Here is a 24,820-nt window from a genome sequence, read left to right as displayed (position 1 = left end):
GAACAGCATGACAGATGTAACGATTAAAACGCTGGCCGCAGAGCGACAGACCTCCGTGGAACGCCTGGTACAGCAATTTGCTGATGCAGGTATCCGGAAGTCTGCTGACGACTCTGTGTCCGCACAAGAGAAACAGACTTTGATTGACCACCTGAATCAGAAAAATTCAGGCCCGGACAAATTGACGCTGCAACGTAAAACACGCAGCACCCTTAACATTCCTGGTACCGGTGGAAAAAGCAAATCGGTACAAATCGAAGTCCGCAAGAAACGCACCTTTGTGAAACGCGATCCGCAAGAGGCTGAACGCCTTGCAGCGGAAGAGCAAGCCCGTCGTGAGGCAGAAGAATCGGCTAAACGCGAGGCGCAACAAAAAGCTGAACGTGAGGCCGCAGAACAAGCTAAGCGTGAAGCTGCTGAACAAGCGAAACGTGAAGCTGCGGAAAAAGACAAAGTGAGCAATCAACAAGACGATATGACTAAAAACGCCCAGGCTGAAAAAGCCCGCCGTGAGCAGGAAGCTGCAGAGCTCAAGCGTAAAGCTGAAGAAGAAGCGCGTCGTAAACTCGAAGAAGAAGCACGTCGCGTTGCTGAAGAAGCACGTCGTATGGCGGAAGAAAACAAATGGACTGATAACGCGGAACCGACTGAAGATTCCAGCGATTATCACGTCACTACTTCTCAACATGCTCGCCAGGCAGAAGACGAAAGCGATCGTGAAGTCGAAGGCGGCCGTGGCCGTGGTCGTAACGCGAAAGCAGCGCGTCCGAAGAAAGGCAACAAACACGCTGAATCAAAAGCTGATCGTGAAGAAGCTCGCGCAGCAGTACGTGGAGGTAAAGGCGGAAAACGTAAAGGTTCTTCCCTGCAGCAAGGCTTCCAGAAGCCAGCTCAGGCCGTTAACCGTGACGTTGTGATCGGCGAAACCATCACCGTTGGCGAACTGGCGAACAAGATGGCGGTTAAAGGCTCTCAGGTCATCAAAGCGATGATGAAACTGGGCGCAATGGCAACCATCAACCAGGTTATCGATCAGGAAACCGCACAGCTGGTTGCTGAAGAGATGGGCCACAAAGTTATCCTGCGTCGTGAAAACGAGCTGGAAGAGGCGGTAATGAGCGACCGTGACACGGGGGCTGCGGCTGAACCGCGCGCGCCGGTTGTGACCATCATGGGTCACGTTGACCACGGTAAAACCTCTCTGCTGGACTACATTCGTTCAACGAAAGTGGCCTCTGGCGAAGCGGGCGGCATTACCCAGCACATTGGTGCATACCACGTTGAAACTGAAAACGGCATGATCACCTTCCTGGACACCCCAGGGCACGCCGCGTTTACTTCAATGCGTGCTCGTGGTGCGCAGGCAACGGACATCGTAGTCCTGGTTGTTGCTGCCGACGACGGCGTGATGCCGCAGACCATCGAAGCAATCCAGCACGCGAAAGCGGCGCAGGTACCGGTGGTGGTTGCAGTGAACAAGATTGATAAACCAGAAGCCGATCCGGATCGTGTTAAGAACGAACTCTCCCAGTATGGCATCCTGCCAGAAGAGTGGGGCGGTGAAAGCCAGTTCGTACACGTATCTGCGAAAGCGGGTACCGGCATCGATGAACTGCTGGACGCTATCCTGCTGCAGGCGGAAGTTCTGGAGCTGAAAGCGGTACGTAAAGGTATGGCGAGCGGTGCGGTTATCGAATCCTTCCTCGATAAAGGTCGTGGTCCGGTTGCTACCGTTCTGGTACGTGAAGGTACTCTGCACAAGGGCGATATCGTTCTGTGTGGCTTCGAATACGGTCGTGTTCGTGCGATGCGTAACGAACTGGGTCAGGAAGTGCTGGAAGCGGGTCCGTCCATTCCGGTGGAAATCCTCGGCCTGTCCGGCGTACCGGCTGCGGGTGATGAAGTTACCGTTGTACGTGACGAGAAGAAAGCGCGTGAAGTTGCACTGTATCGTCAGGGTAAATTCCGCGAAGTTAAACTGGCGCGTCAGCAGAAATCTAAACTCGAGAACATGTTCGCCAACATGACCGAAGGCGAAGTTCACGAAGTGAACATCGTCCTGAAGGCAGACGTACAGGGTTCTGTGGAAGCGATCTCCGACTCCTTGCTGAAACTGTCTACTGACGAAGTTAAAGTGAAGATCATCGGTTCTGGCGTAGGTGGTATCACCGAAACCGACGCCACCCTGGCTGCGGCGTCCAACGCCATCCTGGTTGGCTTCAACGTACGTGCTGATGCCTCTGCACGTAAAGTGATTGAAGCGGAAAGCCTAGATCTGCGTTACTACTCCGTCATCTATAACCTGATTGACGAAGTGAAAGCGGCGATGAGCGGTATGCTGTCTCCGGAACTGAAACAGCAGATTATCGGTCTGGCGGAAGTTCGTGACGTGTTCAAATCGCCGAAATTTGGTGCCATCGCAGGCTGTATGGTTACCGAAGGTGTGGTTAAACGTCACAACCCGATCCGCGTTCTGCGTGACAACGTGGTTATCTACGAAGGCGAGCTGGAGTCCCTGCGCCGCTTCAAAGATGACGTTAACGAAGTCCGTAACGGTATGGAATGTGGTATCGGCGTTAAGAACTACAACGACGTCCGCACTGGCGATGTGATCGAAGTATTCGAAATCATCGAGATCCAACGTACCATCGCTTAAGGTTTTTAGGGTTCCATGCGGGATAAGGCGTTTACGCCGCATCCGGCATGGATTGCCTGATGTGACGCTGGCGCGTCTTATCAGGCCAACGTGAACAGCCCTTCCACCTGAAATTAATTTTAAAAAGGGGCTAACAGTCCCTTTTTTGTCAGGAGAATTTATTATGGCGAAAGAATTTGGTCGCCCGCAGCGCGTAGCGCAGGAAATGCAAAAAGAGATCGCTCTCATCCTGCAGCGTGAAATTAAAGATCCTCGCCTGGGCATGATGACCACCGTTTCCGGTGTCGAAATGTCTCGCGACCTGGCGTATGCCAAAGTATATGTGACGTTCCTCAACGACAAAGATGAAGACGCGGTTAAAGCGGGCATCAAAGCGTTGCAAGAAGCTTCTGGTTTCATCCGCAGCCTGCTGGGGAAAGCGATGCGCCTGCGTATCGTGCCGGAACTGACCTTCTTCTACGACAACTCTCTGGTTGAAGGGATGCGCATGTCAAACCTGGTGACCAGCGTGGTCAAACATGACGAAGAACGTCGTGTTAACCCGGACGACAGCAAGGAGGACTAATGAGTCGTCCTCGTCGTCGCGGTCGCGACATTAACGGCGTTTTGTTGCTGGATAAACCGCAGGGTATGTCCAGCAATGATGCGCTGCAAAAAGTGAAACGGATTTATAACGCCAACCGTGCCGGGCATACCGGTGCGCTGGACCCGCTGGCAACTGGCATGTTGCCAATTTGCTTCGGGGAAGCGACGAAGTTTTCCCAGTATCTGCTGGACTCCGACAAACGCTATCGGGTCATTGCGCGTCTTGGACAGCGTACCGATACTTCTGATGCCGACGGACAAATCGTTGAAGAACGTCCGGTAACCTTTAGCGCAGAGCAACTGGCGGCGGCGCTGGATACTTTCCGTGGCGATATCGAACAGATCCCTTCGATGTATTCAGCACTGAAATATCAGGGTAAAAAACTGTACGAATATGCGCGTCAGGGCATTGAAGTACCGCGTGAAGCGCGCCCGATTACCATTTATGAATTGCTGTTTATTCGCCACGAAGGCAATGAGCTGGAGCTGGAAATTCACTGCTCAAAAGGCACTTATATCCGCACCATCATTGATGACCTGGGTAAAAAACTCGGTTGTGGCGCGCATGTTATTTACCTGCGTCGTCTGGCGGTAAGTAAATATCCGGTTGAACGGATGGTGACCCTGGAACATCTGCGTGAACTGGTCGAACAAGCCGAACAGCAGGATATTCCGGCTGCGGAGTTACTTGATCCATTACTGATGCCAATGGACAGTCCAGCTTCGGACTACCCGGTGGTGAATCTTCCGTTAACGTCTTCTGTTTACTTCAAAAATGGTAACCCAGTTCGTACATCCGGTGCGCCGCTGGAAGGACTGGTTCGCGTTACAGAAGGTGAGAACGGCAAGTTTATCGGTATGGGCGAAATTGACGATGAAGGCCGCGTCGCGCCTCGTCGCCTGGTGGTTGAATACCCGGCGTAATGTTAACCGTCTTGCGATAACAAGTCGCTACGAGTAGAATACTGCCGCTTAACGTCGCGTAAATTGTTTAACACTTTGCGTAACGTACACTGGGATCGCTGAATTAGAGATCGGCGTCCTTTCATTCTATATACTTTGGAGTTTTAAAATGTCTCTAAGTACTGAAGCAACAGCTAAAATCGTTTCTGAGTTTGGTCGTGACGCAAACGACACCGGTTCTACCGAAGTTCAGGTAGCACTGCTGACTGCACAGATCAACCACCTGCAGGGCCACTTTGCAGAGCACAAAAAAGATCACCACAGCCGTCGTGGTCTGCTGCGCATGGTTTCTCAGCGTCGTAAACTGCTCGACTACCTGAAACGTAAAGACGTAGCACGTTACACCCAGCTCATCGAGCGCCTGGGTCTGCGTCGCTAATTCCTGCCGAGTTTCAGAAAAGGGGGCCTGAGTGGCCCCTTTTTTCAAGCTGACGGCAGCAATTCACTGGAAACTAATGTATTGTTGCTATGAATGATCTTCCGTTGCAGAGGTTCGCGCGGCTAATGAGAGGCTTTACCCACATAGAGCTGGGTTAGGGTTGTCATTAGTCGCGAGGATGCGCAGAAGATCGGGTATTAACACCAGTGCCGTAAGGTACTGTCTAAGAAAGAGAAAGGATATTACATTGCTTAATCCGATCGTTCGTAAATTCCAGTACGGCCAACACACCGTGACTCTGGAAACCGGCATGATGGCTCGTCAGGCTACTGCCGCTGTTATGGTTAGCATGGATGACACCGCGGTATTTGTTACCGTTGTTGGCCAGAAAAAAGCCAAACCAGGTCAGGACTTCTTCCCACTGACCGTTAACTATCAGGAGCGTACCTACGCTGCTGGTCGTATCCCGGGTAGCTTCTTCCGTCGTGAAGGTCGTCCAAGCGAAGGCGAAACCCTGATCGCGCGTCTGATTGACCGCCCGATTCGCCCGCTGTTCCCGGAAGGCTTCGTCAACGAAGTTCAGGTTATCGCCACCGTGGTTTCTGTTAACCCGCAAGTTAACCCGGATATCGTCGCGATGATTGGTGCTTCCGCAGCACTGTCTCTGTCTGGTATTCCGTTCAATGGTCCGATTGGTGCTGCTCGCGTAGGTTACATCAATGACCAGTACGTACTGAACCCGACTCAGGACGAGCTGAAAGAGAGCAAACTGGATCTGGTTGTTGCCGGTACTGAAGCCGCTGTTCTGATGGTTGAATCTGAAGCTGAACTGCTGAGCGAAGACCAGATGCTGGGCGCAGTAGTGTTCGGTCATGAACAACAGCAGGTTGTTATTCAGAACATCAATGAACTGGTGAAAGAAGCCGGTAAACCACGTTGGGACTGGCAGCCGGAGCCGGTAAACGAAGCGCTGAACGCGCGCGTTGCTGCACTGGCTGAAGCTCGCCTGAGCGATGCTTACCGCATCACCGACAAACAAGAGCGTTATGCGCAGGTTGATGTCATCAAATCTGAAACCATCGCGACGCTGCTTGCTGAAGACGAAACCCTGGACGAAAACGAACTGGGTGAAATTCTGCACGCTATCGAGAAAAACGTTGTTCGTAGCCGCGTACTGGCAGGCGAACCGCGTATCGACGGTCGTGAAAAAGATATGATCCGTGGTCTGGATGTGCGTACTGGCGTGCTGCCGCGTACTCACGGTTCTGCGCTGTTCACCCGTGGTGAAACGCAGGCGCTGGTTACCGCAACGCTGGGTACTGCTCGTGACGCGCAGGTTCTTGATGAACTGATGGGCGAACGTACCGATACCTTCCTGTTCCACTACAACTTCCCTCCGTACTCCGTAGGCGAAACCGGCATGGTCGGTTCTCCGAAGCGTCGTGAAATTGGTCACGGTCGTCTGGCGAAGCGCAGCGTGCTGGCAGTCATGCCGGATATGGACAAATTCCCGTACACCGTACGTGTTGTGTCTGAAATCACTGAATCCAACGGTTCCTCTTCTATGGCTTCCGTGTGCGGCGCGTCTCTGGCGCTGATGGACGCAGGTGTGCCGATCAAAGCTGCCGTTGCGGGTATCGCAATGGGTCTGGTGAAAGAAGGCGACAACTACGTTGTACTGTCTGACATTTTGGGCGACGAAGATCACCTGGGCGATATGGACTTCAAAGTTGCGGGTTCCCGCGAGGGTATCTCTGCATTGCAGATGGATATCAAAATTGAAGGTATCACCAAAGAGATCATGCAGGTTGCGCTGAACCAGGCTAAAGGTGCGCGTCTGCATATCCTGGGCGTAATGGAACAGGCGATCAACGCGCCGCGTGGCGATATCTCTGAGTTCGCACCGCGTATCCATACCATCAAGATCAACCCGGACAAGATCAAAGACGTTATCGGTAAAGGCGGCTCTGTTATCCGTGCCCTGACCGAAGAAACTGGCACTACCATCGAAATCGAAGATGACGGTACTGTGAAGATCGCAGCGACCGACGGCGAGAAAGCGAAACATGCTATTCGTCGTATCGAAGAGATCACTGCAGAAATCGAAGTGGGCCGCGTCTACACTGGTAAAGTGACCCGTATCGTTGACTTTGGCGCATTTGTTGCCATCGGCGGCGGTAAAGAAGGTCTGGTCCACATCTCTCAAATCGCTGACAAACGCGTTGAGAAAGTGACCGATTACCTGCAGATGGGTCAGGAAGTACCGGTGAAAGTTCTGGAAGTTGATCGCCAGGGCCGTATCCGTCTGAGCATTAAAGAAGCGACTGAGCAGTCTCAACCTGCTGCAGCACCGGAAGCTCCGGCTGCTGAACAGGGCGAGTAAGGTTGCCATTTGCCCTCCGCTGCGGCGGGGGGCTTTTAACCGGGCAGGACGCCTTGTTAGCAACCGGGAACAGGACGTTCATTCAACCGTGGTCTTCGGGAGTGGGAAATGAAGCCTTTTTTGCGCTGGTGTTTCGTTGCGACAGCACTTACGCTTGCAGGATGCAGTAATACTTCCTGGCGTAAAAGTGAAGTCCTCGCGGTACCATTGCAACCGACTTTACAGCAGGAAGTGATTCTGGCACGTATGGAACAAATCCTTGCCAGTCGGGCTTTAACCGATGACGAACGCGCACAGCTTTTATATGAGCGCGGAGTGTTGTATGATAGTCTCGGTCTGAGGGCATTAGCGCGTAACGATTTTTCGCAAGCGCTGGCAATCCGACCGGATATGCCTGAAGTGTTCAATTACTTAGGCATATATTTAACGCAGGCAGGCAATTTTGATGCTGCCTATGAAGCGTTTGATTCTGTACTTGAGCTTGATCCAACTTACAACTACGCGCACTTGAATCGCGGGATCGCATTATATTACGGCGGTCGTGACAAGTTAGCGCAAGATGATCTGCTGGCGTTTTATCAAGACGATCCCAATGATCCTTTCCGTAGTCTGTGGCTTTATCTCGCCGAGCAGAAGCTCGATGAGAAGCAGGCTAAAGAAGTGTTGAAACAGCACTTCGAAAAATCGGATAAGGAACAGTGGGGATGGAACATTGTCGAGTTCTACCTGGGCAACATTAGCGAACAAACGTTAATGGAAAGGCTCAAGGCGGACGCAACGGATAACACCTCGCTCGCTGAGCATCTCAGTGAAACCAACTTCTATTTAGGTAAGTACTACCTAAGTCTGGGGGATTCGGACAGCGCCACGGCACTGTTCAAACTGGCGGTTGCCAACAACGTTCATAACTTTGTTGAGCACCGATACGCATTGTTGGAATTATCGCTCCTGGGCCAGGACCAAGATGACCTGGCAGAATCGGACCAGCAATAGCTGACGTACACATCAGCCCGTAATCTTTTTTGATTGCCATCACCTTAAGGGGTGAGGGCGTTGTTGTTCGTTAATACACCTACTTTGAGCCGGTTCACACTTTTCAATGAAAATTGCTGATCAATTTCATGATGAGTTATGTAGACTGGCCGCCATTAATTTTGAGGCACACGTACTACATGGCTGAATTCGAAACCACTTTTGCAGATCTGGGCCTGAAGGCTCCTATCCTTGAAGCCCTTAACGATCTGGGTTACGAAAAACCATCTCCAATTCAGGCAGAGTGTATTCCACATCTGCTGAATGGCCGCGACGTTCTGGGTATGGCCCAGACGGGGAGCGGAAAAACTGCAGCATTCTCTTTACCTCTGTTGCAGAATCTTGATCCTGAGCTGAAAGCACCACAGATTCTGGTGCTGGCACCGACCCGCGAACTGGCGGTACAGGTTGCTGAAGCAATGACGGATTTCTCTAAACACATGCGCGGCGTAAATGTGGTTGCTCTGTACGGCGGCCAGCGTTATGACGTGCAATTACGCGCCCTGCGTCAGGGGCCGCAGATCGTTGTCGGTACTCCGGGCCGTCTGCTGGACCACCTGAAACGTGGCACTCTGGACCTCTCTAAACTGAGCGGTCTGGTTCTGGATGAAGCTGACGAAATGCTGCGCATGGGCTTCATCGAAGACGTTGAAACCATTATGGCGCAGATCCCGGAAGGTCATCAGACCGCTCTGTTCTCTGCAACCATGCCGGAAGCGATTCGTCGCATTACCCGCCGCTTTATGAAAGAGCCGCAGGAAGTGCGCATTCAGTCCAGCGTGACTACCCGTCCTGACATCAGCCAGAGCTACTGGACTGTCTGGGGTATGCGCAAAAACGAAGCACTGGTACGTTTCCTGGAAGCGGAAGATTTTGATGCGGCGATTATCTTCGTTCGTACCAAAAACGCGACTCTGGAAGTGGCTGAAGCTCTTGAGCGTAACGGCTACAACAGCGCCGCGCTGAACGGTGACATGAACCAGGCGCTGCGTGAACAGACACTGGAACGCCTGAAAGATGGTCGTCTGGACATCCTGATTGCGACCGACGTTGCAGCCCGTGGCCTGGACGTTGAGCGTATCAGCCTGGTAGTTAACTACGATATCCCGATGGATTCTGAGTCTTACGTTCACCGTATCGGTCGTACCGGTCGTGCGGGTCGTGCTGGCCGCGCGCTGCTGTTCGTTGAGAACCGCGAGCGTCGTCTGCTGCGCAACATTGAACGTACTATGAAGCTGACTATTCCGGAAGTAGAACTGCCGAACGCAGAACTGCTGGGCAAACGCCGTCTGGAAAAATTCGCCGCTAAAGTACAGCAGCAGCTGGAAAGCAGCGATCTGGATCAATACCGCGCACTGCTGAGCAAAATTCAGCCGACTGCAGAAGGTGAAGAGCTGGATCTCGAAACTCTGGCTGCGGCACTGCTGAAAATGGCACAGGGTGAACGTACTCTGATCGTACCGCCAGATGCGCCGATGCGTCCGAAACGTGAATTCCGTGACCGTGATGACCGTGGTCCGCGCGATCGTAACGACCGTGGCCCGCGTGGTGACCGTGAAGATCGTCCGCGTCGTGAACGTCGTGATGTTGGCGATATGCAGCTGTACCGCATTGAAGTGGGCCGTGATGATGGTGTTGAAGTTCGTCATATCGTTGGTGCGATTGCTAACGAAGGCGACATCAGCAGCCGTTACATTGGTAACATCAAGCTGTTTGCTTCTCACTCCACCATCGAACTGCCGAAAGGTATGCCGGGTGAAGTGCTGCAACACTTTACGCGCACTCGCATTCTCAACAAGCCGATGAACATGCAGTTACTGGGCGATGCACAGCCGCATACTGGCGGTGAGCGTCGTGGCGGTGGTCGTGGTTTCGGTGGCGAACGTCGTGAAGGCGGTCGTAACTTCAGCGGTGAACGCCGTGAAGGTGGCCGTGGTGATGGTCGTCGTTTTAGCGGCGAACGTCGTGAAGGCCGCGCTCCGCGTCGTGATGACTCTACCGGTCGTCGTCGTTTCGGTGGTGATGCGTAATCATCGCTGAACAGCGAACACAATCTGTAAAATAATATATACAGCCCCGATTTTTACCATCGGGGCTTTTTTTCTGTCTTTTGTACTCGCGTACTGGTACAGTGCAATGCATAACAACGCAGTCGCACTATTTTTCACTGGAGAGAAGCCCTCATGGCAACACTAACCACCACCCAAACGTCACCGTCGCTGCTTGGCGGCGTGGTGATTATCGGCGGCACCATTATTGGCGCAGGGATGTTTTCTCTGCCAGTGGTCATGTCCGGGGCGTGGTTTTTCTGGTCAATGGCGGCGCTGATCTTTACCTGGTTCTGTATGCTGCATTCCGGCTTGATGATTCTGGAAGCTAACCTGAATTACCGAATCGGTTCGAGTTTTGACACCATCACCAAAGATTTGCTGGGCAAAGGCTGGAACGTGGTCAACGGTATTTCCATTGCCTTTGTGCTCTATATCCTGACCTATGCCTATATTTCTGCCAGTGGTTCAATTCTGCATCACACCTTCGCAGAGATGTCGCTAAACGTCCCGGCACGGGCGGCGGGTTTTGGTTTTGCACTGCTGGTAGCGTTTGTGGTGTGGTTGAGTACTAAGGCCGTCAGCCGCATGACGGCGATTGTGCTGGGGGCGAAAGTCATTACCTTCTTCCTCACCTTTGGCAGCCTGTTGGGGCATGTGCAGCCTGCGACATTGTTCAACGTTGCAGAAAGCAATGCATCTTATGCGCCGTATCTGCTGATGACATTGCCGTTCTGCCTGGCGTCGTTTGGTTATCACGGTAACGTGCCAAGCCTGATGAAGTATTACGGCAAAGATCCGAAAACCATCGTGAAATGCCTGGTGTACGGTACGCTGATGGCACTGGCGCTGTATACCATCTGGTTGCTGGCGACGATGGGTAACATCCCGCGTCCGGAGTTTATCGGTATTGCAGAGAAGGGCGGTAATATTGATGTGCTGGTACAGGCATTAAGCGGCGTGCTGAACAGCCGTAGCCTGGACCTTCTGCTGGTCGTGTTCTCAAACTTTGCGGTAGCGAGTTCGTTCCTTGGCGTAACGCTGGGTTTGTTTGACTATCTGGCAGATCTGTTTGGTTTCGATGACTCGGCTATGGGCCGCTTGAAAACAGCATTGTTGACCTTTGCACCGCCTGTTGTGGGTGGTCTGCTGTTCCCGAATGGATTCCTGTACGCCATTGGTTATGCTGGTTTAGCGGCTACCATCTGGGCGGCAATTGTTCCGGCACTGCTGGCCCGCGCATCGCGTAAACGCTTTGGCAGCCCGAAATTCCGCGTCTGGGGCGGCAAGCCGATGATTACGCTGATTCTGGTGTTTGGCGTCGGCAACGCATTGGTACATATTTTATCGAGCTTTAATTTACTGCCGGTGTATCAGTAATCAGCGGTGCCTTATCCGACATTTCTGCTGCCTACACAATGCCTGATGCGCTTCGCTTATCAGGTCTACGTAGGACAGCGTTGCCAGCTCGGATAAGGCTTCCCGCGTTAAGACACACTATCCCAACAACTCTTCCTTAACATCCATCGCCAGCTCAAACGAATGCAGCCGCGCCTGGTGGTCGAAAATCTGCCCGTTGACCATAATCTCATCGGCGTCGGTTTCGCGCAGGATCGACTGCAAGCCATGACGCACTTTCGCTTTATCACCTACCAACGACATACTCAGCGCCTGCTGCACACCATACTGTTCGGACGGCGACCAGAACTGATCCATATTTTGAATCGGTGGCGGCAGTTGCCCGGTTTCGCCGCGGCGCAGCTTCACAAAGGCTTGCTGCATTGAGGTAAACAGGAATTCGGCATCGCGGTTGCTGTCGGCGGCGATAATATTGATGCACACCATCGCGTATGGTTTTTCCAGTCGTGCCGACGGTTTGAAGTTGCTGCGATAAAGATGCAGCGCCTGGAACAACATATCCGGCGCGAAGTGTGAGGCAAACGCGAACGGCAGACCAAGCTGCGCCGCCAGTTGCGCGCTGTAAAGGCTGGAGCCTAACAACCACACGGGGATTTTCTCGCCATAGCCTGGTACCGGGCGCACATGCGGATTGGGATCGCGGGCGTCAAACCAGTCCACCAGCTCCGCGACATCGCGGGGGAAATTATCAATATCGCCGCTCATATGGCGACGCAGCGCCATCATTGTCCGTTGGTCACTACCTGGCGCACGACCCAGCCCCAAATCGATTCGCCCCGGATAGAGTGTATTGAGCGTGCCGAACTGTTCGGCAATGACCAACGGTGAGTGGTTAGGCAACATCACGCCGCCAGACCCCAGATGCAGCGTGGTGGTATTCGCCGCCAGATAGCCAATCAATACCGACGTGGCAGCACTGGCAATGCCAGTCATATTGTGGTGTTCTGCCAGCCAGTAGCGATGATAGCCGCGCTTTTCAGCCAGACGGGCGAGATCGAGAGAGTGGGAGAATGCTTCTCGCGCTGAAGAACCTTCGGGAATGGGGGCCAGATCGAGTAACGAAAACGCAATGGTTTTATCAGTCATAACAGCTCACTTTGTTACCGATTAATCTTTAATACTGCATTAAAGAGTAGTTAAAGTTGTTAACAAAGTGAGCTGTGCTCTAAATAATTCGAGTTGCAGGAAGGCGACAAGAGAGTGAATCCCCAGGAGCTTACATAAGTAAGTGACTGGGGTGAACGAATGCAGATGCAGCACATGCAACTTGAAGTATGACGAGCATATTTACTTAGGCTTGCAGCTCCAGTCCTGCCAGCCGCCGCCAGTAGCCGTTACAGTCGCTGTTTGCCGTCAACAATAGTGGCGCAGCGCCATTTTCATTAGCGCGGAAGGCGTCGAGCATCGCGAAAGTGTCAGTACCCTGCGGTGACAGGCGGACCACATCAACCAATCCCTGCATGGATGTCAGCTCGTTACCGAGGTTGTAAACGTAGCCGCTCATGGTCTGAATGCCATTGAGTACAAACACTTGTTGGTTTTCCTGCGACAGCACGTTGCGCCCGTTCGGATACTTAATGCAGCAGGTTTCACACTCATCTTTCGGGCGGTCTTCCGAACGCGCGGTAAAGCAGCGAGCGGAGTAGGCCAGCGGTAGATGACCGTAGCTCAGGACTTCCACTTCAAACTGGTTGCGAATGCCCAGCTCATCGCACTGATTAAGCAGATTCACCAGCCAGTCGCGGGAAAGCTCCACCGGCATACACCAGCGCATCATGCCCTGTTTGAGCAATATTTTCAGCGTCACCGCGTTGTAGCAGTTCAGCGCGTGCCCGGCGACGAACGGCAGTTTGCGTTCAGCGCACATATTCACCACGCCGAGATCGCTGGCTTCAATCAGAAACTCACCGTTCTCAACATAGCGTTTCAGTTCGCCCAGTTCAGAGGATGCCTGCACCAGCGCCAGCGTGGAGAGCACAATCTGCTTGCCACTTCCGGCGAGCGATTTTGCCATCTCCAGCCAGTCGCCAACTTTGGTTGCCCGGCGCTTGCTGCATACCGCTTCACCAAGATAAATCACGTCGGCGCTGCTGGTGGCGGCCTGCTGATAAAAATCTTCCAGCGTCTCTTTTGGCCAGTACCACAGCACTGGCCCTAAGGAATATTTCATTGCTCTTCTCACTGCCATTTACGGTGATACGCGCCAAGGGTGGTCTGCGTGCCTTCGGACATCGACCCGAGCGTCTCCATCCACGCGCTTTGCGGATCGGCCTTACAACGGTCGATAGCCTGACGCCAGACTTTCGCCACCTGGCTGACATACGCCGGGCTACGCTGGCGGCCTTCAATTTTCACCGAAGCAATATTCGCCGCCATTAACTCCGGCAGCAGTTCCAGGGTATTGAGACTGGTTGGTTCTTCCAGCGCGTGATAGCGCTCGCCGTCCACCAGATAACGCCCTTTACACAGCGTCGGATAACCTGCGTTTTCGCCGTCCTGATAACGGTCGATCAGCACTTCGTTCAGGCGGGATTCCAGCCCCTGCGGCGTTTGTTGCCAGCGCACGAAACGGGCCGGAGAACACGCGCCCACGGTGTTAGGCGACTCACCCGTCAGATACGACGACAGATAGCAACGGCCTTCCGACATAATGCACAGGCTGCCGAAAGCAAACACTTCCAGTGGTACAGGTGTGACCCGTGCCAGCTGTTTCACCTGATGAATCGACAACACGCGCGGCAGCACCACGCGGGCAACGTCAAAATGGCGATGATAAAAGTTAATCGCCTCTTCATTGGTCGCCGAAGCCTGCACCGATACGTGGCGCTCAATATTCGGATAACGCTCGGCGGCGTATTCCAGCATGGCGAGGTCGGCGAGGATCAGCGCGTCGGCACCCAGCTGCGCCGCCATATCCACGGCGCGCTGCCAACGGGCGTAACCGTCCGGATGCGCAAAAGTGTTAATCGCGATGTGAAGTTTGCGGCGATGTTGATGGACAAAACTCACCGCTTCCTGCAATTTTTTCTCGGTAAAGTTAAGGCCGGCGAAGTGACGGGCATTGGTATCATCTTTTAGCCCGATATAAACAGCATCTGCGCCGTTTTCGATGGCCGCCTTAAGCGCCGGGAGATTTCCGGCAGGGCAGAGCAGCTCCATAATTTTTCCTGAAGGTTGCGCTATCAAAACGCAAAAATGTTAACGAACTGGGATTTTAGTTAACCTTGCTGCGACAATTTTTGATTTAAGGCAGTTAAAGTTGTATTGGTGGTAGCAGCAATTTCATATGGAATTGTTGATTTATACCGCTATGTTATTTTTCTGATATGGCAAAATAGGATGATTGTTGAAACAGGGAGTAAAACTCGTGTTGGATAAACTTCGTTCCCGTATTGTGCATTTGGGGCCATCTCTGTTGAGTGTACCGGTAAAACTGACGCCATTTGCGCTAAAACGCCAGGTTCTTGAGCAGGTCTTAAGCTGGCAATTCCGTCAGGCGCTGGATGATGGCGAGCTGGAGTTTCTTGAAGGCCGCTGGTTAAGTATTCATGTGCGTGATATTGACCTGCAATGGTTTACCTCGGTGGTGAATGGCAAACTGGTGGTCAGCCAGAACGCGCAAGCTGATGTGAGTTTTAGTGCCGACGTCAGCGATCTGCTGATGATTGCGGCGCGTAAACAAGATCCAGATACGCTCTTCTTCCAGCGTCGGCTGGTGATTGAAGGCGATACGGAGCTGGGGCTGCATGTGAAAAACCTGATGGACGCCATTGAACTGGAGCAAATGCCGAAAGCCTTACGCATGATGCTGCTGCAACTGGCGGATTTTGTTGAGGCGGGAATGAAAACCGCGCCTGAAACCAAACAGACATCGGTAGGTGAACCATGCTAATTCGAGTAGAAATTCCCATTGATGCGCCGGGTATTGATGCCCTGCTGCGTCGCTCATTCGAAAGTGATGCGGAAGCGAAGCTGGTTCACGATCTGCGTGAAGATGGCTTTCTGACGCTGGGGCTGGTGGCGACAGATGACGAAGGTCAGGTCATTGGCTATGTGGCATTTAGTCCGGTTGATGTGCAGGGCGAAGACCTGCAATGGGTCGGCATGGCACCGTTGGCGGTTGATGAAAAATACCGTGGACAGGGGCTGGCACGCCAACTGGTCTATGAAGGACTCGATTCGCTTAATGAGTTCGGCTATGCCGCAGTGGTGACGCTGGGCGATCCGGCGCTGTACAGTCGTTTCGGCTTTGAACTGGCGGCGCATCACGATCTGCGTTGCCGCTGGCCGGGCACTGAAAGCGCCTTCCAGGTACATCGTTTAGCGGATGACGCGCTGAATGGCGTAACCGGTCTGGTTGAGTATCACGAGCATTTCAATCGCTTTTAATCTCCGGGGTTTGCAGGCTGCTCAACAGTTCTGCAAACCCTGCGCCTTCCGCTACCAGACGCTCTTTTTGCCGTTTGGTCAGTTGCTTAACGCGATATTCCGCCCGTAGTGCCAGCGAACGGTCGCCCACTGGCGCAGAAAACGCCAGCGTCAGTTCTCCTTTCCCGCGCAGTGCTTTCGCCCCTTTGCCGCTTTGGTGCTGCTGATAGCGGCGTTCGACATCCGTGGTGATCCCGGTATAAAGCTTATTGTCGGCGGTACGGATCAAGTAAAGAAACCAGGGTGTCATCGTCTGCGTCGCATGTTAAGGTCAGGCCCACAGTATAAAAGAGAACAGCAATGGAAACACTCATCACCATCAGCCGTTGGTTGGCAAAACAACATGTTGTCACCTGGTGTGTGCAGCAGGAAGGGGAACTGTGGTGCGCTAATGCTTTTTATCTGTTTGATGCGCAGAAAGTCGCCTTCTACATTTTGACGGAAGAAAAAACGCGCCACGCGCAGATGAGTGGGCCGCAGGCTGCGGTTGCCGGAACGGTAAACGGTCAGCCGAAAACGGTAGCGTTAATTCGCGGTGTGCAGTTTAAAGGTGAGATCCGCAGGCTGGAAGGTGAGGAAAGCGACCTCGCGCGCAAGGCGTACAATCATCGCTTTCCGGTTGCCAGAATGCTGTCGGCCCCGGTGTGGGAAATCCGGCTCGATGAAATCAAATTCACCGACAACACGCTGGGCTTTGGTAAAAAAATGATTTGGCTACGCGACTCAGGCACCGAGCAGGCGTAACGCCTCGCGGTTAAACGCTGGCAGATCGTCCGGTGTCCGGCTGGTAACCAGCTGATCTTTATCAACCACGACTTCCTGATCGTAAAATTCCGCGCCCGCATTTTTAACATCAATAATGATCGGTTTAACTGCGGTCAGTTTGCGCCCCCGAATCACATCGGCGCTGATCAGCAGCTGCGGACCGTGACAGATGGCGAAAACAGGTTTGCCGCTATTCACAAAATCACGGGTAAAGGTGACAAAACGGTTGTCCCCACGCAGATAATCCGGTGAATGGCCGCCCGGTAGCAGCAGGGCATCAAACTCCGCTGGCGTCACTTCATCGATGGATTTATCGATGGTCACGCTGGCTTCTCCTTTTTTGCCTTTCACCGTTTTACCCGCTTGCTTTTCAATGGTAATTACTTCGTGTCCGGCTTTACGGAACTCGTCTGCGGGTGAAGTAAATTCTGAATCCTCAAATTCATCACTGATTAAAACGGCAATTTTCTTACTCATGCTTCCTCCGCGTTGTTGCATTGGATGAGGCGAATTTCCCACAATCGGGGATAATTACCTCATGGTCTATTAAGACTGGTGCATGAGCCGTGGAGCGCAAGGCAGACAATTCTGTAAAGGAGCGAAGATGAGTCAGGTACTGATTACAGGCGCAACGGGGCTGGTGGGCGGTCACCTGCTGCGGATGTTGATTAATGAACCGAAAGTTAACGCCATTGCTGCGCCGACGCGACGTCCGTTGGGCGATATGCCCGGGGTGTTTAATCCCCATGATCCGCAACTGAGTGACGCGTTGGCGCAGGTCACCGAACCCATCGACATTGTGTTTTGTTGTCTCGGCACCACGCGGCGAGAAGCGGGGAGCAAAGAGGCGTTTATTCATGCCGATTACACGCTGGTAGTGGATACCGCATTAACCGGGCGGCGGCTGGGCGCGCAGCATATGCTGGTGGTCAGTGCTATGGGGGCCAATGCCCACTCGCCGTTTTTCTATAACCGCGTCAAAGGGGAGATGGAAGAAGCATTAATTGCCCAGAACTGGCCGAAATTGACCATTGCTCGCCCGTCGATGTTACTGGGCGATCGTAGCAAACAGCGGATGAACGAAACGCTTTTTGCGCCGCTGTTCCGTTTGTTACCAGGTAACTGGAAATCCATTGATGCGAGAGACGTGGCGCGGGTCATGCTGGCAGAGGCGATGCGGCCTGAGCATGAAGGCGTGACGATTTTAAGCTCTTCAGAATTACGCAAAAGAGCTGAATAATTATTCCCAAGAATTGATAGTGAGCGTAATATTCACGCGCTCAATTATCATAACTTATTCCTAGGGAATGCTATGACTGGTCAGTCTTCATCTCAGGCGGCAACACCCATTCAGTGGTGGAAACCCGCGCTTTTCTTTCTCGTTGTCATTGCCGGTCTCTGGTATGTGAAATGGCAACATTACTACGGCAAAGCGTTTACTGCAGCCGAAACCCACAGTATCGGTAAATCTATCCTTGCGCAGGCGGATGCTAATCCGTGGCAAGCGGCGTTGGATTACGCGATGATCTATTTCCTCGCAGTATGGAAAGCGGCGGTGCTGGGGGTGATCCTCGGTTCGTTGATTCAGGTGCTGATCCCGCGTGACTGGTTGTTGCGTACGCTTGGGCAATCGCGCTTTCGCGGCACGCTGCTGGGAACGCTGTTTTCGCTGCCGGGCATGATGTGTACCTGCTGTGCGGCTCCGGTCGCGGCGGGGATGCGTCGCCAACAGGTATCGATGGGCGGTGCGCTGGCATTCTGGATGGGCAATCCGGTGTTAAACCCGGCGACGCTGGTGTTTATGGGGTTTGTCCTCGGCTGGGGTTTTGCGGCGATTTGTCTGGTGGCCGGGCTGGTGATGGTGTTGCTGATTGCGACGCTGGTGCAAAAATGGGTGCGTGAAACACCGCAAACGCAGGCACCGGTCGAAATTGACATACCGGAAGCACGGAGCGGTTTTTTTAGCCGCTGGGGCAGGGCGCTATGGACACTTTTCTGGAGTACGATCCCGGTTTACATCCTTGCAGTACTGGTGTTGGGTGCCGCACGCGTCTGGTTATTCCCCCATGCCGATGGTGCTGTCGATAACAGCCTGATGTGGGTGGTGGCGATGGCGGTAGCAGGATGCTTGTTTGTCATTCCCACGGCAGCAGAAATTCCGATTGTACAAACGATGATGCTGGCAGGTATGGGAACCGCTCCGGCGCTGGCATTGTTGATGACGCTCCCGGCAGTGAGTTTGCCGTCACTGATTATGCTGCGCAAAGCGTTCCCGGCGAAAGCCTTATGGCTGACAGGGGCGATGGTGGCAGTGTCTGGTGTGATTGTCGGCGGGCTGGCGCTGTTGTTCTGATTTGAGGGAAAACATGTCGGATGCGGCGTAAACGCCTTATCCGACCTACGGTTTGCATCGTTGTAGGCCTGATAAGACGCGGCAAGCGTCGCATCAGGCATTACAAGGGGCTGCTATTTAATAAACGTAAACGCTGTGGTTACCCGCTTTACGCCGCTCACCCGGCTGGCAATATCTGCCGCCGCTTTCGCTTCACGTTCAGTCACCAGCCCCATCAGGAACACTTCACCGTTTTCGGTGGTCACTTTCACGTTGGACGATTTCACCAGGTCGCTGGTTAAGAGCTGCGAACGCACTTTGGTGGTGATCCACGTATCGTTAGATGCTTCGCCCAGACCAATCGGCTGGCCCTGACGAATCTCGTTATACACTTCGTTGGCACCGTCTACGCCCATAGCAATCTGTTTGGCGCGAGCCGAAAGTTCAGCATTTGGTGACTGCCCAACCAGCAGCACTTTGCCCTGATACGCCGTGACATTAATACGGGTTTCTTTCTTAATCTGTTCGTCTTTCGACAATGCGCTGTTCACGCGCACTTCCAGGGTACCATCGTCCACCTGGGTACCGACACTGCGTGGGTCAGTTGCGGCTTTGGTACCCACAGCAGCGGTACCCACTACGGCAGCGGCAACACAACCTTGCAACAGCAGCGCGGAAATAAGGACTGCGATTGGCGATAATGCCTTCATGTATTCTCCTTAATCATCCTGGTGAGGGAAAAGCGTGTTATCGATCAGATCGCACAGGCAATTTACCGTCAGCATATGCATTTCCTGAATGCGAGCACTACGATGCGAAGGAATGCGGATCTCCACATCCTGTGGCCCTAACAAACCTGCAAGTTCGCCGCCGTCATAGCCGGTCAATGCCACAATGGTCATATCACGCGTAACGGCGGCTTCAACTGCTTTAACAATATCGCGGCTGTTGCCACGGGTGGAAATGGCTAACAATACATCTCCCGCATGACCCAGCGCCCGCACCTGTTTTGCATACACTTCATCATGTAAGCGATCGTTGGCAATCGCCGTTAAGACAACATTATCAGTATTTAGTGCAATGGCAGGTAAGCTGGGCCGCTCCGTTTCGAAACGGTTGATCATGCTGGCAGCAAAATGCTGTGCATTGGCAGCGGAAGTTCCATTACCACAACAGAGGATTTTGTTGCCATTGAGCAGAGACTGAACCAGCGTCATGGCTGCACGGGAGATGGCATCCGGAAGCGCCTCTGCCGCCGCAATTTGAGTTTGAATGCTTTCAGTGAAGCAAGCTTTAATTCTTTCTTGCACGCTAATCCTTAAACCTTAATTATGAGTGGTCATTAAAGGCATCCTTAATCCACTCAACCTCATTCCCGGTGAAGGCTACCACATCGAACCGGCAATCCACAGTATCAAAACTCCCATTATGACGCGCGAGCCACAAGCGGGCAGTCTGTAATAATTTGTGTTGTTTGCTGCGGGTCACACTGGCTGCCGCGCCGCCATAAAGCGCAGAGCGGCGGTAACGCACCTCGACAAAAACGGTGGTCCAGCCTTCACGCATTATCAGATCGATCTCACCGCCACGCTCGTTCACGTTAGCGGCGACAAATCGCAGTCCTTTGCCTTCCAGCCAGCGACGCGCTTGTACTTCCCACGCATCGCCGGTCTGTTTGGTGGTTAACTGGCGGGGACTACCTGACCTTGTTGGTACTGTAGCCATGATAACTTCCTGTTAATCACGCAATCCGGGTTTGCCGTCAGGCTTCCGGTATTACCGTTGATTTCAAAACCCTGAACCTGGCGCATTTGTGAGAAATGATTTGCCAGCGACCAGGCATCGACGCCCATCGCATACATGCGAGCCAGTGAATAATCGTTATTCACCGCGCTGAGTGCCTGCTGCATTAACGGCAGATTACCGCCCGCCAGCATCGGGATTTCGCTGTACTGCAAACCTTCCATCTCCAGACGGAAATCCGGGCCTGCGGTGCCTTGTGCGCTGCGGGAGCTGGCGTACAGCATTGCACCGCTCTGGCTACCGTTACGCATGGCGATCATCGGTTTGATAAAAGCGATTTCACCCGGCGTTGCCACAATGTACACCGCATCGACACGACCGCCATTATTGGTGAACTGGTCATCGGTTGGCGTGGTTTGCAGCGTTGGATTGTTGGTCGTCATGCCGGAGTCGGTTGTCGCTCTGGGAGTAATCGGGGTACCCGTTAAAGCGATACCAGAACCGCCGTTAACACCCGCGCGTAATTCGCTGGTGGAACCAAATTTTTGTTGCAGAACGGTGCCGCCGCCCAGTTTCTGCCACTCCTGCGCAAACGCATTGGCTACGCGATCGCCCAATGAACTGCGTGGGATCAGCACCAGCGGCGCTTGTTTACCCTGGTCACGAATATGACGCGCTGCATCGCGCGCTTCGTCTTCCGGTGAAAGCGCGAAGTAACAAATATTGACGCGGTTTTCGATATTCTCCGGCTGGTTCAGTACCAGCACGTTCAGCGGGGTGTTGCTCTTAAGCAACTCTTCAACGTTATTTTTCAGCAACGGACCAACCACAATTCTCGCGCCATCCTGCTGAACCTGGCTTAAGATCTGGCTAAGTGGTTGTGATGAGGTATCGTAGATTTTCAGCTCTGCGGATGGATTTGCGGGTGCGCTTACCGCTGCGGTGCTTGTCGCCGGGGCGCTTACAGGCACCGGCTGGGCCGCAGGCTGATCACCGGTCAGATCGCTAACCGAGGCTTGTGCCGGGCTGGCAACGCCATCCGCAGTTTGCGGCTGAGGTTGTTCTGCTACGTCTGCGGCAGCTACCTGAGCCGCCACTGGCTGAGTGCCGATATTTTTCGCCGCTTCAAAGCCTTGCTGAATAGTGCGACCAAATACCGCTGCCTGGCCATTCAGCGGCAACAGCAGGGCGATTTTGTTGGTCGAGGCTGGTTTAAACGCTTTTACGTTAACCAACTGCGTTGGCAGCATTTTCGCGCCCGGATTGTTCGGATAACGTTTCTGCCAGTCGGCGATCCCGGCTTTCATCATATCGGGATCGTTACGGTTATCAAACCAGACGCGCTGCAGATCCAGCCAGCCTTGCAGAATATTTTCGTCGGCGTTGATCACCAGCGTATTCGCCTGTTCCTGAGTCATGGAGGAGAGCGCCTGCCAGGTGGCATCAATATTCTGCTTTTTTTCTTTCGCGCCGAGCAGCGGTTCCTGAGCAATTAACGCGCGCAGTAAATCAATGGAAGGACGCCCCTGGCTGGCATCGATTTTTGCCTGCCAGTAACGCGCTTGCTGGTTTTGTTCTAAATCGGCAGGTGTGATTTTCGCCAGCAAGTTTTGCGCGCCAGCAAAATCTTTCTGCGCCAGTTTAATCTCTACCGCCAGCAGTGTTTTCTCGCGACGCTGAGAATCGTTCAGTTCTTGCGGTAGTTGGTTAAACAACTCAACCGCCTGCCCGGTTTTACCTTCTTTCACCAGTGCACGAATGGCGAGTAATTGCCAGTTGATCCTGGTATCATCAGAGCTTTGCTGCATCTGCTGAAGATAAAAGGCAGAATCAGCCTGCGCCGTGCCCTGCATATAAGCAGTGGACTGATCGGGAGTATGGGTGCCACAACCGGCGAAAATCAGGGCTGCCAGAACAACAGGCAGACAACGCGCGGCTTTCAAACGAGAAAATGTTGAGGGTACCATAATGTATCCAGTGATATTTTTTTACGCAATGCTCAATATTAAATCGGCAATACGGACGACACAATGAAACAACACCAATCGGCGGATAATTCTCAGGGCCAGCTTTACATTGTACCGACGCCAATCGGCAATCTGGCGGATATCACCCAGCGTGCGTTAGAGGTATTACAGGCCGTTGATCTGATTGCCGCCGAGGATACTCGTCACACCGGTTTATTGCTGCAACATTTTGGGATTAATGCCCGGTTGTTTGCGCTGCACGACCATAACGAACAACAAAAAGCCGAAACGCTGCTGGCGAAGCTGCAAGAGGGGCAAAACATTGCGCTGGTTTCCGATGCCGGAACGCCGCTAATTAACGATCCTGGCTACCATCTGGTGCGTACCTGCCGTGAAGCGGGGATTCGCGTGGTGCCGCTACCCGGGCCGTGTGCTGCTATCACTGCGTTAAGCGCCGCGGGTTTACCCTCTGACCGTTTCTGTTACGAAGGCTTTTTACCTGCCAAATCAAAAGGCCGCCGTGATGCGCTAAAAGCCATTGAAGCGGAGCCGCGCACGCTGATTTTTTATGAATCCACCCACCGTCTGTTAGATAGCCTGGAAGATATCGTTGCGGTATTAGGCGAATCCCGCTACGTGGTTCTGGCGCGTGAGCTGACCAAAACCTGGGAAACCATTCACGGCGCGCCCGTTGGCGAACTGCTGGCGTGGGTAAAGGAAGATGAAAACCGTCGCAAAGGCGAAATGGTGCTGATTGTCGAAGGTCATAAAGCACAGGAAGAAGACTTACCCGCCGATGCCCTGCGCACGCTGGCGCTGCTACAGGCAGAACTGCCGCTGAAAAAAGCGGCGGCGCTGGTCGCAGAAATTCATGGCGTGAAGAAAAATGCGCTGTATAAGTATGCGCTGGAGCAGCAGGGGTAACAGTGCCGAAGCGTTGCGTTAATCAAAACGCAACGTCTTCTTTTACCGCACCATGACGGTAATGGTGGCTGTGCCCTGAAATTTTCCTGTTTCCAGCTCACCACCGACCAGATTAACTGGCCAGGCGCGCATATTGACGGTGCCATGCCCGGAAGGATCAACGGGAAGGATACCGTTCTGAAAAGGAATATTTGCAACTCCGCCGCCGAGATTTTCAATACGAATACCGACATCGGGCACATTGTCTGAACTTCTTCGCCTGGCGACCAGGTTGTACTGGTCTACTACCCCAGTTGTACCGTCGATGCGCATTTGCAACGAGTTTTTAATCTTTGAAGTATCACCACAGTCATAAGTGATATCAAAGTCTACTGGAGTAAAACCGTCTGGCATGGCATTGCGGGTGGTAAACTTCTGACCATTGATGAATCCAAAATTAACCTTAATAACATCGCCCTGATTAATTTTGCACGACTGTGGGGCGGTGAGATTTCCCTGAATCGATAACTTGACTAAATCATGGAAGTCACCTGTAGACGGGCTTCCCATTCCATCGACCCACGCGCCTTTAATGACGGCAATATCCGTTTTCGGAATGGTCATCGAGCCGAGAAATGGCTTGGTGACATACAGGGTAAAGGTGGTATTTGCACCAATATTAACGGGTCCATAACGAGACGTGTCACCCTGGCAAACACCCGTTTGGGTTGCAGCAGAATATACGGTGCTGCTTTTTATCTGTGTGAATCGGGTGTTAACAGAGACAACCTGGTCGGTTGTGAGTCCTGGAATGTCGTTTGCCTGTAATGTGGTTTTAATATCCAGGCTGTCATTGTGAACCGCCCCGGGAATCCTGGAGACTAAACTCCCTGAGAAAGAGGTAAACAGGATGACTAAAAATACTCGTTTTTCCCCCGAAGTCCGTCAGAGGGCGATTCGTATGGTTCTGGAAAGTCAGGGCGAATATGACTCACAGTGGGCGGCAATTTGTTCCATTGCCCCAAAGATTGGCTGTACACCGGAGACTCTGCGTGTCTGGGTACGCCAGCATGAGCGGGATACCGGAGGCGGTGATGGCGGGCTCACCACCGCTGAACGTCAGCGTCTGAAAGAGCTGGAACGTGAAAATCGTGAACTGCGCCGCAGTAACGATATCCTTCGCCAGGCTTCCGCTTATTTTGCGAAGGCGGAGTTCG

General features: G+C 53.1%; 25 protein-coding genes and 1 pseudogene. 16 read left to right on the top strand and 10 right to left on the bottom strand.

The window, feature by feature from the left end:
* Nucleotides 1–7: 7 nt before the first annotated feature.
* The 9 genes from infB to mtr all read left to right on the top strand — a co-directional run bounded on the left by infB (nt 8) and on the right by mtr (nt 11,426).
* A complete protein-coding gene (gene infB, locus BHE85_RS05520) occupies nt 8–2,656 on the top strand; it encodes a translation initiation factor IF-2 (RefSeq protein WP_000133055.1) in 2,649 nt (882 codons plus the stop codon).
* 163 nt (nt 2,657–2,819) lie between these two features.
* The gene (gene rbfA / locus BHE85_RS05515; RefSeq protein WP_001040205.1) at nt 2,820–3,221 is read left to right on the top strand and encodes a 30S ribosome-binding factor RbfA; all 402 of its coding nucleotides are present in this window, start codon (nt 2,820–2,822) and stop codon (nt 3,219–3,221) included.
* Nucleotides 3,221–4,165 carry a tRNA pseudouridine(55) synthase TruB gene (gene truB, locus BHE85_RS05510; protein ID WP_039064280.1) on the top strand — a complete coding sequence of 315 codons (945 nt, stop codon included), beginning with the start codon at nt 3,221–3,223 and terminating at the stop codon, nt 4,163–4,165. The genes rbfA and truB overlap by 1 nt, the downstream gene beginning before the upstream one ends.
* 148 nt (nt 4,166–4,313) lie before the next feature.
* Nucleotides 4,314–4,583, top strand: a complete 270-nt coding sequence (gene rpsO, locus BHE85_RS05505; RefSeq protein ID WP_000059466.1) for a 30S ribosomal protein S15 — start codon at nt 4,314–4,316, stop codon at nt 4,581–4,583.
* Nucleotides 4,584–4,830: 247 nt separating this feature from the next.
* Nucleotides 4,831–6,966 (top strand): polyribonucleotide nucleotidyltransferase, encoded by a 2,136-nt coding sequence (pnp, locus tag BHE85_RS05500; protein WP_005008653.1) that lies wholly within the window; start codon nt 4,831–4,833, stop codon nt 6,964–6,966.
* Nucleotides 6,967–7,074: 108 nt separating this feature from the next.
* Complete coding sequence (nlpI, locus tag BHE85_RS05495; RefSeq protein ID WP_000802084.1) at nt 7,075–7,959, top strand: lipoprotein NlpI; 885 nt, start codon at nt 7,075–7,077, stop codon at nt 7,957–7,959.
* Nucleotides 7,960–8,065: 106 nt separating this feature from the next.
* Nucleotides 8,066–8,146, top strand: a complete 81-nt coding sequence (gene yrbN / locus BHE85_RS05490; protein ID WP_010723222.1) for a protein YrbN — start codon at nt 8,066–8,068, stop codon at nt 8,144–8,146.
* The gene (deaD, locus tag BHE85_RS05485; RefSeq protein ID WP_001295553.1) at nt 8,139–10,028 is read left to right on the top strand and encodes an ATP-dependent RNA helicase DeaD; all 1,890 of its coding nucleotides are present in this window, start codon (nt 8,139–8,141) and stop codon (nt 10,026–10,028) included. Before yrbN ends, deaD begins: the two co-directional genes overlap by 8 nt.
* A 153-nt stretch (nt 10,029–10,181) precedes the next feature.
* On the top strand, nt 10,182–11,426 hold the full coding sequence (gene mtr / locus BHE85_RS05480; RefSeq protein WP_000224348.1) for a tryptophan permease: 1,245 nt from the start codon (nt 10,182–10,184) through the stop codon (nt 11,424–11,426).
* A 117-nt stretch (nt 11,427–11,543) separates the two neighbouring features.
* Here the strand turns inward: mtr and BHE85_RS05475 are convergent, their stop codons facing one another.
* The 3 genes from BHE85_RS05475 to ubiU all read right to left on the bottom strand — a co-directional run bounded on the left by BHE85_RS05475 (nt 11,544) and on the right by ubiU (nt 14,624).
* On the bottom strand, nt 11,544–12,551 hold the full coding sequence (locus BHE85_RS05475; protein ID WP_000130380.1) for a luciferase-like monooxygenase: 1,008 nt from the start codon (nt 12,549–12,551) through the stop codon (nt 11,544–11,546).
* Nucleotides 12,552–12,756: 205 nt separating this feature from the next.
* Nucleotides 12,757–13,635, bottom strand: coding sequence for a U32 family peptidase (locus tag BHE85_RS05470; RefSeq protein WP_001343553.1), 879 nt, complete (start codon nt 13,633–13,635; stop codon nt 12,757–12,759).
* 8 nt (nt 13,636–13,643) lie between these two features.
* A complete protein-coding gene (gene ubiU, locus BHE85_RS05465; RefSeq protein ID WP_004986692.1) occupies nt 13,644–14,624 on the bottom strand; it encodes a ubiquinone anaerobic biosynthesis protein UbiU in 981 nt (326 codons plus the stop codon).
* Between the two features lie 208 nt (nt 14,625–14,832).
* Here ubiU and ubiT point away from each other — a divergent pair, with 208 nt between their 5' ends.
* Nucleotides 14,833–15,357 (top strand): ubiquinone anaerobic biosynthesis accessory factor UbiT, encoded by a 525-nt coding sequence (ubiT, locus tag BHE85_RS05460; RefSeq protein ID WP_004986726.1) that lies wholly within the window; start codon nt 14,833–14,835, stop codon nt 15,355–15,357.
* Nucleotides 15,351–15,854: a GNAT family N-acetyltransferase gene (locus BHE85_RS05455; protein WP_000908554.1), complete on the top strand. Its 504-nt coding sequence runs from the start codon at nt 15,351–15,353 to the stop codon at nt 15,852–15,854. The genes ubiT and BHE85_RS05455 overlap by 7 nt, the downstream gene beginning before the upstream one ends.
* Here BHE85_RS05455 and yhbQ read toward each other — a convergent pair.
* Nucleotides 15,841–16,143, bottom strand: a complete 303-nt coding sequence (gene yhbQ, locus BHE85_RS05450) for a DNA damage response exodeoxyribonuclease YhbQ (protein ID WP_000189314.1) — start codon at nt 16,141–16,143, stop codon at nt 15,841–15,843. The genes BHE85_RS05455 and yhbQ overlap by 14 nt on opposite strands.
* A 50-nt stretch (nt 16,144–16,193) precedes the next feature.
* On the opposite strand from yhbQ, the gene BHE85_RS05445 reads away from it, so the two are divergent.
* Entirely contained in the window at nt 16,194–16,637 is a 444-nt protein-coding gene (locus tag BHE85_RS05445) for a YhbP family protein (protein WP_000449039.1), read from the top strand.
* On the opposite strand, the gene yhbO is transcribed toward BHE85_RS05445, so the two are convergent.
* Nucleotides 16,617–17,135: a protein/nucleic acid deglycase gene (gene yhbO / locus BHE85_RS05440; protein WP_000037593.1), complete on the bottom strand. Its 519-nt coding sequence runs from the start codon at nt 17,133–17,135 to the stop codon at nt 16,617–16,619. The genes BHE85_RS05445 and yhbO overlap by 21 nt on opposite strands.
* 127 nt (nt 17,136–17,262) lie before the next feature.
* Here yhbO and BHE85_RS05435 point away from each other — a divergent pair, with 127 nt between their 5' ends.
* Entirely contained in the window at nt 17,263–17,898 is a 636-nt protein-coding gene (locus BHE85_RS05435; protein WP_001343556.1) for an NAD(P)H-binding protein, read from the top strand.
* A 72-nt stretch (nt 17,899–17,970) separates the two neighbouring features.
* Nucleotides 17,971–19,011, top strand: coding sequence for a permease (locus tag BHE85_RS05430; RefSeq protein ID WP_000147583.1), 1,041 nt, complete (start codon nt 17,971–17,973; stop codon nt 19,009–19,011).
* 113 nt (nt 19,012–19,124) lie between these two features.
* Here the strand turns inward: BHE85_RS05430 and dolP are convergent, their stop codons facing one another.
* From dolP to lpoA, 4 genes are read right to left on the bottom strand one after another with little or no spacing between them, the layout of a single operon-like run.
* A complete protein-coding gene (gene dolP / locus BHE85_RS05425) occupies nt 19,125–19,700 on the bottom strand; it encodes a division/outer membrane stress-associated lipid-binding lipoprotein (RefSeq protein WP_000646043.1) in 576 nt (191 codons plus the stop codon).
* Between the two features lie 9 nt (nt 19,701–19,709).
* A complete protein-coding gene (diaA, locus tag BHE85_RS05420; RefSeq protein ID WP_001158034.1) occupies nt 19,710–20,300 on the bottom strand; it encodes a DnaA initiator-associating protein DiaA in 591 nt (196 codons plus the stop codon).
* Nucleotides 20,301–20,319: 19 nt separating this feature from the next.
* Nucleotides 20,320–20,715 carry a YraN family protein gene (locus tag BHE85_RS05415; protein ID WP_000246860.1) on the bottom strand — a complete coding sequence of 132 codons (396 nt, stop codon included), beginning with the start codon at nt 20,713–20,715 and terminating at the stop codon, nt 20,320–20,322.
* The gene (gene lpoA, locus BHE85_RS05410) at nt 20,673–22,700 is read right to left on the bottom strand and encodes a penicillin-binding protein activator LpoA (RefSeq protein ID WP_039064282.1); all 2,028 of its coding nucleotides are present in this window, start codon (nt 22,698–22,700) and stop codon (nt 20,673–20,675) included. Before lpoA ends, BHE85_RS05415 begins: the two co-directional genes overlap by 43 nt.
* A 63-nt stretch (nt 22,701–22,763) precedes the next feature.
* Here lpoA and rsmI point away from each other — a divergent pair, with 63 nt between their 5' ends.
* Nucleotides 22,764–23,624 (top strand): 16S rRNA (cytidine(1402)-2'-O)-methyltransferase, encoded by an 861-nt coding sequence (rsmI, locus tag BHE85_RS05405; RefSeq protein WP_000809264.1) that lies wholly within the window; start codon nt 22,764–22,766, stop codon nt 23,622–23,624.
* Between the two features lie 42 nt (nt 23,625–23,666).
* Here rsmI and BHE85_RS05400 read toward each other — a convergent pair.
* A pseudogene (locus tag BHE85_RS05400) lies at nt 23,667–24,458 on the bottom strand (fimbrial protein); the annotation flags it as partial.
* A gap of 55 nt (nt 24,459–24,513) precedes the next feature.
* Here BHE85_RS05400 and BHE85_RS05395 point away from each other — a divergent pair.
* On the top strand, nt 24,514–24,820 hold a 307-nt coding region (locus tag BHE85_RS05395; protein WP_032219445.1), incomplete at its 3' end, for a transposase.

This window comes from Shigella sp. FC1567, assembly GCF_001743015.1.
In the GTDB taxonomy this organism is placed as follows: Bacteria; Pseudomonadota; Gammaproteobacteria; order Enterobacterales; family Enterobacteriaceae; genus Escherichia; species Escherichia coli.
This window is presented reverse-complemented; position numbering and strand designations above follow the sequence as displayed.

What these genes read in the sequence shown, in the direction of transcription:
- ubiU (WP_004986692.1), bottom strand. Translation starts at nt 14,624, where the DNA reads ATGGAGCTGCTCTGCCCTGCCGGAAATCTCCCGGCGCTTAAGGCGGCC.
- rbfA (WP_001040205.1), top strand. Translation starts at nt 2,820, where the DNA reads ATGGCGAAAGAATTTGGTCGCCCGCAGCGCGTAGCGCAGGAAATGCAA.
- deaD (WP_001295553.1), top strand. Translation starts at nt 8,139, where the DNA reads ATGGCTGAATTCGAAACCACTTTTGCAGATCTGGGCCTGAAGGCTCCT.
- yrbN (WP_010723222.1), top strand. Translation starts at nt 8,066, where the DNA reads ATGAAAATTGCTGATCAATTTCATGATGAGTTATGTAGACTGGCCGCC.
- BHE85_RS05470 (WP_001343553.1), bottom strand. Translation starts at nt 13,635, where the DNA reads ATGAAATATTCCTTAGGGCCAGTGCTGTGGTACTGGCCAAAAGAGACG.
- rsmI (WP_000809264.1), top strand. Translation starts at nt 22,764, where the DNA reads ATGAAACAACACCAATCGGCGGATAATTCTCAGGGCCAGCTTTACATT.
- rpsO (WP_000059466.1), top strand. Translation starts at nt 4,314, where the DNA reads ATGTCTCTAAGTACTGAAGCAACAGCTAAAATCGTTTCTGAGTTTGGT.
- BHE85_RS05430 (WP_000147583.1), top strand. Translation starts at nt 17,971, where the DNA reads ATGACTGGTCAGTCTTCATCTCAGGCGGCAACACCCATTCAGTGGTGG.
- yhbO (WP_000037593.1), bottom strand. Translation starts at nt 17,135, where the DNA reads ATGAGTAAGAAAATTGCCGTTTTAATCAGTGATGAATTTGAGGATTCA.
- BHE85_RS05415 (WP_000246860.1), bottom strand. Translation starts at nt 20,715, where the DNA reads ATGGCTACAGTACCAACAAGGTCAGGTAGTCCCCGCCAGTTAACCACC.
- dolP (WP_000646043.1), bottom strand. Translation starts at nt 19,700, where the DNA reads ATGAAGGCATTATCGCCAATCGCAGTCCTTATTTCCGCGCTGCTGTTG.
- infB (WP_000133055.1), top strand. Translation starts at nt 8, where the DNA reads ATGACAGATGTAACGATTAAAACGCTGGCCGCAGAGCGACAGACCTCC.
- truB (WP_039064280.1), top strand. Translation starts at nt 3,221, where the DNA reads ATGAGTCGTCCTCGTCGTCGCGGTCGCGACATTAACGGCGTTTTGTTG.
- lpoA (WP_039064282.1), bottom strand. Translation starts at nt 22,700, where the DNA reads ATGGTACCCTCAACATTTTCTCGTTTGAAAGCCGCGCGTTGTCTGCCT.
- BHE85_RS05445 (WP_000449039.1), top strand. Translation starts at nt 16,194, where the DNA reads ATGGAAACACTCATCACCATCAGCCGTTGGTTGGCAAAACAACATGTT.
- nlpI (WP_000802084.1), top strand. Translation starts at nt 7,075, where the DNA reads ATGAAGCCTTTTTTGCGCTGGTGTTTCGTTGCGACAGCACTTACGCTT.
- mtr (WP_000224348.1), top strand. Translation starts at nt 10,182, where the DNA reads ATGGCAACACTAACCACCACCCAAACGTCACCGTCGCTGCTTGGCGGC.
- BHE85_RS05475 (WP_000130380.1), bottom strand. Translation starts at nt 12,551, where the DNA reads ATGACTGATAAAACCATTGCGTTTTCGTTACTCGATCTGGCCCCCATT.
- BHE85_RS05455 (WP_000908554.1), top strand. Translation starts at nt 15,351, where the DNA reads ATGCTAATTCGAGTAGAAATTCCCATTGATGCGCCGGGTATTGATGCC.
- yhbQ (WP_000189314.1), bottom strand. Translation starts at nt 16,143, where the DNA reads ATGACACCCTGGTTTCTTTACTTGATCCGTACCGCCGACAATAAGCTT.
- BHE85_RS05435 (WP_001343556.1), top strand. Translation starts at nt 17,263, where the DNA reads ATGAGTCAGGTACTGATTACAGGCGCAACGGGGCTGGTGGGCGGTCAC.